This is a genomic window from Pseudomonas sp. (assembly GCF_032058845.1).
Taxonomy (GTDB): Bacteria; Pseudomonadota; Gammaproteobacteria; order Pseudomonadales; family Pseudomonadaceae; genus Aquipseudomonas.
This window is the reverse complement of the sequence record NZ_DAMCCR010000156.1, coordinates 1-7,422: the sequence shown is the minus strand read 5'-3', so window position 1 is coordinate 7,422 and position 7,422 is coordinate 1. Positions and strand designations below refer to the sequence as shown.

The 7,422-nt window shown below is 66.4% G+C and carries 7 protein-coding genes; 1 reads left to right on the top strand and 6 read right to left on the bottom strand.

The genetic code is table 11. From position 1 onward, the window contains the following. From RT028_RS19410 to speB, 5 genes are all read right to left on the bottom strand, one after another. Positions 1 to 442 (bottom strand): thiamine pyrophosphate-binding protein (locus RT028_RS19410; protein WP_312936980.1); only part of this gene is annotated, 442 nt, incomplete at its 3' end. Between the two features lie 224 nt (positions 443 to 666). Beyond that, the gene (locus RT028_RS19405; protein WP_312936978.1) at positions 667 to 2,046 is read right to left on the bottom strand and encodes a sodium:solute symporter; all 1,380 of its coding nucleotides are present in this window, start codon (positions 2,044 to 2,046) and stop codon (positions 667 to 669) included. Positions 2,047 to 2,117: 71 nt separating this feature from the next. Continuing rightward, a complete protein-coding gene (locus RT028_RS19400; RefSeq protein WP_312936976.1) occupies positions 2,118 to 3,617 on the bottom strand; it encodes a cytosine permease in 1,500 nt (499 codons plus the stop codon). Between the two features lie 167 nt (positions 3,618 to 3,784). Beyond that, positions 3,785 to 4,171: a nuclear transport factor 2 family protein gene (locus tag RT028_RS19395; RefSeq protein ID WP_312936974.1), complete on the bottom strand. Its 387-nt coding sequence runs from the start codon at positions 4,169 to 4,171 to the stop codon at positions 3,785 to 3,787. Further along, positions 4,168 to 5,127, bottom strand: coding sequence for an agmatinase (gene speB, locus RT028_RS19390; RefSeq protein WP_312936972.1), 960 nt, complete (start codon positions 5,125 to 5,127; stop codon positions 4,168 to 4,170). The genes RT028_RS19395 and speB overlap by 4 nt, the downstream gene beginning before the upstream one ends. 182 nt (positions 5,128 to 5,309) lie before the next feature. Here speB and RT028_RS19385 point away from each other — a divergent pair, with 182 nt between their 5' ends. Beyond that, the gene (locus tag RT028_RS19385) at positions 5,310 to 6,221 is read left to right on the top strand and encodes a LysR family transcriptional regulator (protein WP_312936970.1); all 912 of its coding nucleotides are present in this window, start codon (positions 5,310 to 5,312) and stop codon (positions 6,219 to 6,221) included. 383 nt (positions 6,222 to 6,604) lie between these two features. Here the strand turns inward: RT028_RS19385 and RT028_RS19380 are convergent. Next, positions 6,605 to 7,422, bottom strand: an 818-nt coding sequence (locus RT028_RS19380; protein ID WP_312936969.1) for a VWA domain-containing protein, incomplete at its 5' end; no start/stop codon positions are given.

Genomic DNA, 7,422 nt, shown 5'->3' with positions numbered 1-7,422 from the left:
CGTCGAACACGGCGAAGGCGCGCGCCAATGCGTCGGGCAGCGCCTCGACCGTCATCACGGTGTGGCTGAACGCCGCCACCCCGGCCACCAGCGCGCGCTGGTCGGGCAGCTCGTGCAGGTAGCCGTTGCCCCGGCCCAGGCGCTCGCGCTCGTTGACGCTGGAAACTACCAGCATGGGGATCGAGTCGGCATAGGCCTGGCCCATGGCGGTGAGGATATTGGTCATGCCGGGGCCGGTGATGATGAAGCACACCCCAGGCTTGCCGCTGACCCGCGCATAGCCGTCGGCCATGAAGCCGGCGCCTTGCTCGTGCCGTGGCGTGATGTGACGGATGCCGCTGCCAGGCAGGCCGCGGTACAGCTCGACGGTGTGAATGCCGAACACAGTGTCGACGCCCCAGGCCTGTAACTGCTGTACGAGGAATTCTCCACAGGTGGTCATGCTGCTGTCCTTGTAGATAAGGGAAATGTCTGCTGCCAGGCCGTACCGCGGCTGTATGGGCAGGTGCGGTCAGCGCCTGTCAGGGCATCAGCCGCAGCACCTGCCGGATTGCCTTACAGAGGCGGGCCGCCTCGTGCCCGCGCCGGCCTGCTGCACTGAACGGTGCCATCGCGTGGTGCCGGCGCACGCCAGCCCACAGGCTCTGCGCGGATCAGCGCCGATTCTCAGGCCGTGCGCGTAGCCTGCACCTGCGGCCGGGTCAGCAGGCTGCCGAGCACGAAGGCCAGCAGGCCGACGGCCAGGCTGTAGTAGATCGGCGTGTTGGCCTCCAGGCCATCGCGGAACATGAATACCAGCGCCGTGCCGCAGCCCAGCGCCATGCTGAGAATGGCCCCGGTGGTGGTCGCGCGCTTCCAGTAGATGGCGCCCAGCATCGGAACCAGAATGCCCCCCACCAAGAGGTTGTAGGCCAGCGTCAGAGCACCGATCACGTCGTTGACCACCAGCGCGACACCGAGCACCACCAGCCCTGTGAGGAAGGTGAACGCACGCGACATGCCCAGCGTGGACGCTCGGCCACTGCGCAGTTTCGGCAGCAGGTCTTCGGTGATGGTGGTCGAGGCGGCCAGCAGGCCGGCGCTGGCGGTGGACATCATCGCCGCCAGCGCGGCAGCGATCACCAGGCCGCGAATGCCGTCGGGCAGGGCGCTCTGCACGATCGAGGCGAAGGCGTTGTTGGCGTCGGCCAGGTCCGGCAGCAGCACCTTCGCGCACATGCCGATCAGCGCACCGACCAGCCCGTAGATCACGCAATACACCCCGGCCAGACTCCCAGCGACCCGCGCCACGCCTTCGCTGCGCGCGGTGAACACGCGCTGCCAGATGTCCTGGCCGATGAGGATGCCGAAGAAGTAGATCAGGAAGTAGGTGAGGATGGTGTCGTAGCCAATGGTGCTGAAGCTGAAGGCGGTCTCCGGCAATTTGGCGTGCAGGGCGTCCCAGCCGCCGACGCGGTACAGGCAGATCGGCAGCAGCACGAACATCAGGCCCACGGTCTTGATCACGAACTGGACGATGTCGGTCAGGGTCAGCGACCACATGCCGCCGATGCTCGAGTACACCACCACCACGCCGCCTGCGAGCAGGATGGCGGTGATGAAGGGCAGGTCGAACAGCACCTGCAGCACAGTGCCGCTGGCCAGGGTCGAGACCACGGCAATCATCAGCGCATAGGCGAACATCACCACGGCGCTGGCCTGACGCGCCATGGGCGTGTAACGACGCTCCAGAATCTGCGTCACGGTACTGATGCGCAGTTTGAGCAGGGGTTTTGCCAGGAACAGGTTGAGCACGATGATGCCGGCGCCCAGGGCCGCGCACAGCCAGAAGCCGGACAGCCCATGCACATAACCCAGGCGCACGGTGCCGACCGTGGCCGCGCCGCCCAGCACCGTGGCGGCCATGGTGCCCATGTAGAACGCCGGGCCCAGGTTGCGCCCGGCTACCAGGTAGTCTTCCTGGGTGCGCGCGCGGCGCATGCCGAACCAGCCGAGCAGCAGCATGCCGGCGGCGTAAACGATCACTACGGAAAGATCCAGGAGCATGGTGTTGTTCTCATTGTTCTGGAAAGAAGGGTGCAGCCGCGCAAGGCGCCCGCTGCACGAATGGATCGGGATCAGACGAGTCCGGCACCCTTGAAGCCGTTGCTCGAAGCACGCTTCACGCGGACCCAGCGCGGCCCGGCCGGGCCATAGACGTTGGCCGGTTCAGGGAACAGGTTGAGCAGCGTCAGGTACAGCAGCGCCGCCATGCCCAGGGTGAGCGGCAGGCTGATGTCGATGCCGCCCGCCAGGTTGCCCAGCGGCCCGACGAACTGCCCCGGCAGGTTGACGAAGCACAGGCCGGTCGCCGCGCTCGGAATCCACGCGCCCAGGCCACGCCAGTTCCAGCCATGCTGGAACCAGTAGCAGCCGCCCCGTTCACCGCGGGTGAACACCTGCAGGTCATCGGCGTGGTAATGGCCGCGGCGCACGATCAGCCCGAGGATCATGATCACCATCCACGGGCTGGTGCAGGTCACGATCAGCACGGCGAAGGTCGACACGCTCTGCACCAGGTTGAAGGTGAAACGGCCAATGAAGATGAAGGCAATCGCTGCCACGCCGATCAGCAACGTAGCCACTGCGCGGCTCAACACCTTGGGAAACAGGCTCGACATGTCCAGGCCCGTGCCATACAGCGCCGTGGTGCCGGTGGACATGCCACCGATCAGGGCGATCAGGCACACCGGCAGGAAGAACCAGCCCGGCGAAATCGCCAGCAGGCCGCCGACGTAGTTGCTCGATTCGATGTACTGCGGCGCCTGGCTGGCCACCAGGGTGGCGGTGCACAGGCCGAACAGGAACGGAATCAGCGTGCCGGCCTGGGCGGCGATCACCGCCAGCATGATGCGACTCTTGGGGGTATGGCGCGGGATGTAGCGCGACCAGTCGCCCAGGAAGGCGCCGAACGACACCGGGTTGCTCATCGCCAGCAGCGCGGCACCGATGAACGCCGCCCAGAACCCTGGTTGCGCAAGGCTCAAGGTGCCGGCATAGCCTGCATCGAACGGCCCGGCGAAGGCGAACAGACCGAGCAGGAACAGCAGGCTGGAGGCCCACACCGCGACCTTGTTGACCCACAGCATGAAGCGAAAGCCATAGATGCACACCACCAGTACCAGCACCGCGAACACGCCGTAGGCCAGGCCCAAGGTCAGGTCGGTCTCCGGCAGGCCGACCAGCCGCTTGGCGCCGCCGATCAACGCATCGCCCGAGCTCCACACCGACAAGGAAAAGAACGCCACCGCGGTCAGCAGTGACAGGAAGGAGCCGACGATGCGTCCGTGCACGCCGAAATGCGCCCCCGACGACACCGCGTTGTTGGTGCCGTTGAGCGCGCCGAACAGGCCCATGGGCGCCAGGATCACCGCGCCCACCGCCACGCCGAGGATGATCGCCCACACCCCCGCCTGGAACGACAGCCCGAACAGCACCGGGAAGCTGCCCAGCACCGCCGTGGCAAAGGTGTTGGCGCCGCCGAAGATGAGGCGAAACAGGTCAATGGGGGATGCATCGCGCTGGGCGTCAGGAATCTGCTCGACGCCAAAGGTTTCGATACCCGTGGAGTGACTCATGCTGTGTCTCCGCTGCCTGTCACGGTTCTTGTAAGGCCGGCTCAGGCTCGCCGGCCTCTTTATTCACCCCCGGCCTGTGCCGGGTGGCGGTGTGTGGCAATGCTGCAAGGCCCCCGGGTATGGGGCCGTGCGCGCGCGGTGAGGGTCACACCGCACGCGCGCGCGCGTCAGTTCAGGGTGGGGGCCGACAGGTGCTCATGGCACGCCAGCCAGCGCCCGCTCTGGCGGCGAAAGACGATGGTCTCGCGCTCCTCCAGGTGATGCTCTGCGCCGTCTGCCCGCAGGTGCGTGGCGACGTCATGGATGAAGATCGCCACGTCGCCCAGCACGCTGACCTGGCCGTTGCTCGAGCGACAGCCCAGCACCGCAAAGCCCTCGGCCTGCCACTGCTGCCATAACGCCTGGTAACCCGCGAGCGTCAAGGGCTGTGGCTGGGTGTGGAAGACGAAGCTCGCATCGGCGCTGAAACAGGTGAAGTAGCGCGCCGTGTCGTTGCTGGCGAACGCCTCGACCAATGCGGCGGCCGCGGCGTGCACCTCGGCGGCCGCGCTCATCGGCGCACCACGCCGGGCAGCACGCAGAGCATCTCGTACAACAGGTTGGCGCCGAGCAGCGCCGTGTTGCCGGTGGTGTCATAGGGCGGCGAGACCTCGACCAGGTCGCAGCCGATGAGGTTCAGGCCCTGGCAGCCACGGATGATTTCCAGTGCCTGGATGGTGGTCAGCCCGCCGACTTCCGGGGTGCCGGTGCCCGGCGCCCAGGCCGGGTCGATGCCGTCGATGTCGAACGACAGGTACACCGGGCCGCCATCGACCTTGGCGCGCACTTCTTCCATCAGCGGGGCGAGCGACTGGTGCCAGCACTCTTCGGCCTGCACCACGCGAAAGCCCTGGCGGCGGCTCCAGTTGAAATCGTCGGCGGTGTAGCCCTGGGCACGCAGGCCGATCTGCACCACGCGCTGGCTATCGAGCAGGCCTTCCTCCTGGGCGCGGCGGAAGGTGGTGCCGTGGGCGATCTTCTCGCCGAACATGTGGTCGTTGACGTCGGCATGGGCATCGATGTGGACCAGGCCGACCTTGCCGTATTTCTTCTTCATGGCGCGCAGGATCGGCAGGGTCAGGGTGTGATCGCCGCCCAGGGTCAGAGGAATGATGCCGTGTTCAAGAATGCCGTCGTAGTGCTGCTCGATGATGCGCACGGTGTCGAGCAGGTTGAAGGTGTTGAGCGCCACGTCACCGATGTCGGCCACGTTCAGCGAGTCGAAGGGCGCAGCGCCGGTGGCCATGTTGTACGGGCGGATCATCACCGACTCGGCGCGGATCTGCCGCGGGCCGAAGCGGGTGCCCGAGCGCAGCGAGGTGCCGATGTCCAGCGGAATGCCGATGAAGGCGGCGTCGAGCCGAGCGAGTTCTTCCGGGGCCTGCACATGGGGCAGGCGCAGCATGGTGGCGATGCCGCCGAAACGCGGCATCTCGTTGCCGCCCAGGGGTTGGTGGAGGGTATGGTCCACGGTGGGCCTCACATTATTCTGATTGTCGTGGGCCGATTCTGCGCACTGCGCGGGGTGCGACAAATCGCTGCGGGCAAATAATCAGTTCAGAGATTTCTAAACTTTCCAGGGCCGGGCTTTCCAGTGGTGCCGCGGGCAGCGGTAGACTGGCGGCTTTGATGATTTCCGGCAGGAGCGCGTGCATGGCGTCCGCATTACCCGATCTCAAGCTGCTGCGCATCTTTGCCAGTGTGGTGCGCAACCAGGGCTTTGCTGCCGCCCAACAGGAGCTGAACCTGTCGACCTCGGCGATCAGCACCTACATGAGCCAGCTGGAGTCGCTGCTCGGTGTTGCCCTGTGCCACCGTGGCCGAGGTGGCTTCAGCCTGACCGGCAAGGGCGAGCTGTTTCATCAGGAAACCTTGCGCCTGCTGGCCGAGCTGCATGATTTCGAGCGCTACGCCGCTTCCTTGAAGGGTGAGCTGCGCGGCACGCTCAACCTCGGCGTGCTGGACTCCACGGTGAGCGACCCGGCACTGCCGCTTGCCGAGATCATTGGCGCCTACAGCGAAGAGCATCCGGCGGTGCACCTGCACCTGGCGGTACTGAGCCCGGCCGAGTTGCAGCTGGGCCTGCTGGAAAACCGTCTGGACCTGGCGATCGGAGCATTTTCGGTGCGCACCAGTGGGCTGATCTACCAGGCGCTGTACCGCGAGCAACACTGGCTGTATTGCAGCGACCGGCATCCGCTCTACGCACAGAAACGCATTCCGGCCGAGGTGATCGCGCAGCAGCGTATGGTCGGGCGCGGTTACTGGAGCCAGGCCGAGCTTGCCCGGCACGGTTTCAAGCACAGCGCAGCGACCGTGGAGTCGATGGAGGCGCAGCTTATCCTGGTGTTGTCTGGCGCCTACATCGGCTACTTGCCGGAGCATCATGCGCAGCACTGGGTCGACCAGCAGCGATTGAAAGTGTTGTTGCCCAGCACCTTCGGCTACCAGGCGCCATTTACCACAGCCATCCGCCGCGGGCGCTCGCGCGAGCCGCTGATTCAGAGTTTTCGGGATCGGATCAAGGCGCAGGCGGGCAGAGACGCACCCGCTGCGGACGTGTAACGCTGGGGCGCTTGGCCCCGATTCAGGCGGCGCGCACCAGCAGGTGAATGGAGGTTGCAGCTTTGGGGCGGCTGCGCCGCCCATCGCGGCTGAAGCCGCTCCTACAGAGGCAGGTTGGGCTGGCAAAGCGCAGGAACGCGTGGTCGGTGTAGGAGCGGCTTTAGCCGCGATGGCCGGCAAAGCCGGCCTGATCCAGGCGCCTCGCAACAGCAGGTACATGGAGGTTGCAGCCCTGGGGCGACTGCGCCGCCCATCGCGGCTGACCGCAGCGCCGGACCGGCCGCTCCACGACCGCATTTTCTGCGGCAGTGTGCGCGACAGCGCGGTGTTCTGTGACGCGCTGAGTACGCTCAGGGCGTGCAGATTTCGACTGATGGGGCCCTTTATGGCGCACAGTCAGGCTGCTCTGCCACCTCTTCCATCGCTTCGCGCAACCCGGCGCCTAGCGCTTGCGCCTCACGTGCGGCGTACACGCGCCCGCCGGTCGCTGTGGCGATGCATTGGGACAGTGGGTTTTCGCTGATGCTGACCATGTTCACGCGCAGCCTCGGTTGCTCGCGGGCGATCCGCTCGGCCACCGCGCAGGCGTCCTGGTCGCAGGTGTCCTCGCCGTCGACGAACATCACCACCACTGCATCCTTCATGCGGCCGTCGACCTGCTCGGCGGCTTGTTCCAGGCTGTAGGCCAGGGGCGTGCCGCGGTCGGCGCTCAGCTGATCGATCGCCGCCAGCAGTTGCGGACGTTGCGCGTTGCTGAACAGGCCCTGATTGCGCACCCAGTGACAGCCGCCAAAGGTCAGCAAGCGGGTGTCGACGGCTGGGTGTACCTGCTTGAGGGTGGTGGCCATGGCCTGCTTGGCCAGGCTCAGGCGCGTGGGTTCGGCGAGTATCCGTTGGCGGCGCGGGTTGCTGCTGGGCAGGTTGCCGCCGATCTCGTTGAACCAGGTTTCATCCTCGGCGCTGGCTGCCACGTTGAGGTTCATCGAGCCTGAGGTGTCGAGCACCATGAGGAAGTCTGGCGGCGGTGTGCCGGGCGTGCAGGCAAAGTTGCCCACCGGCGTGGGGTTGAGCCGGTGCAACAGCGGGCCGCGCCAGTGCCACAGGGCCCACAGCCCGGCGAGCAGCAGCACCAGCAGCAGTAGCAATAGCAGCCAGCCTCGCCAGCCGCGCCGCATGCTGCGGGTCGCGGTGGGCGTGGGTG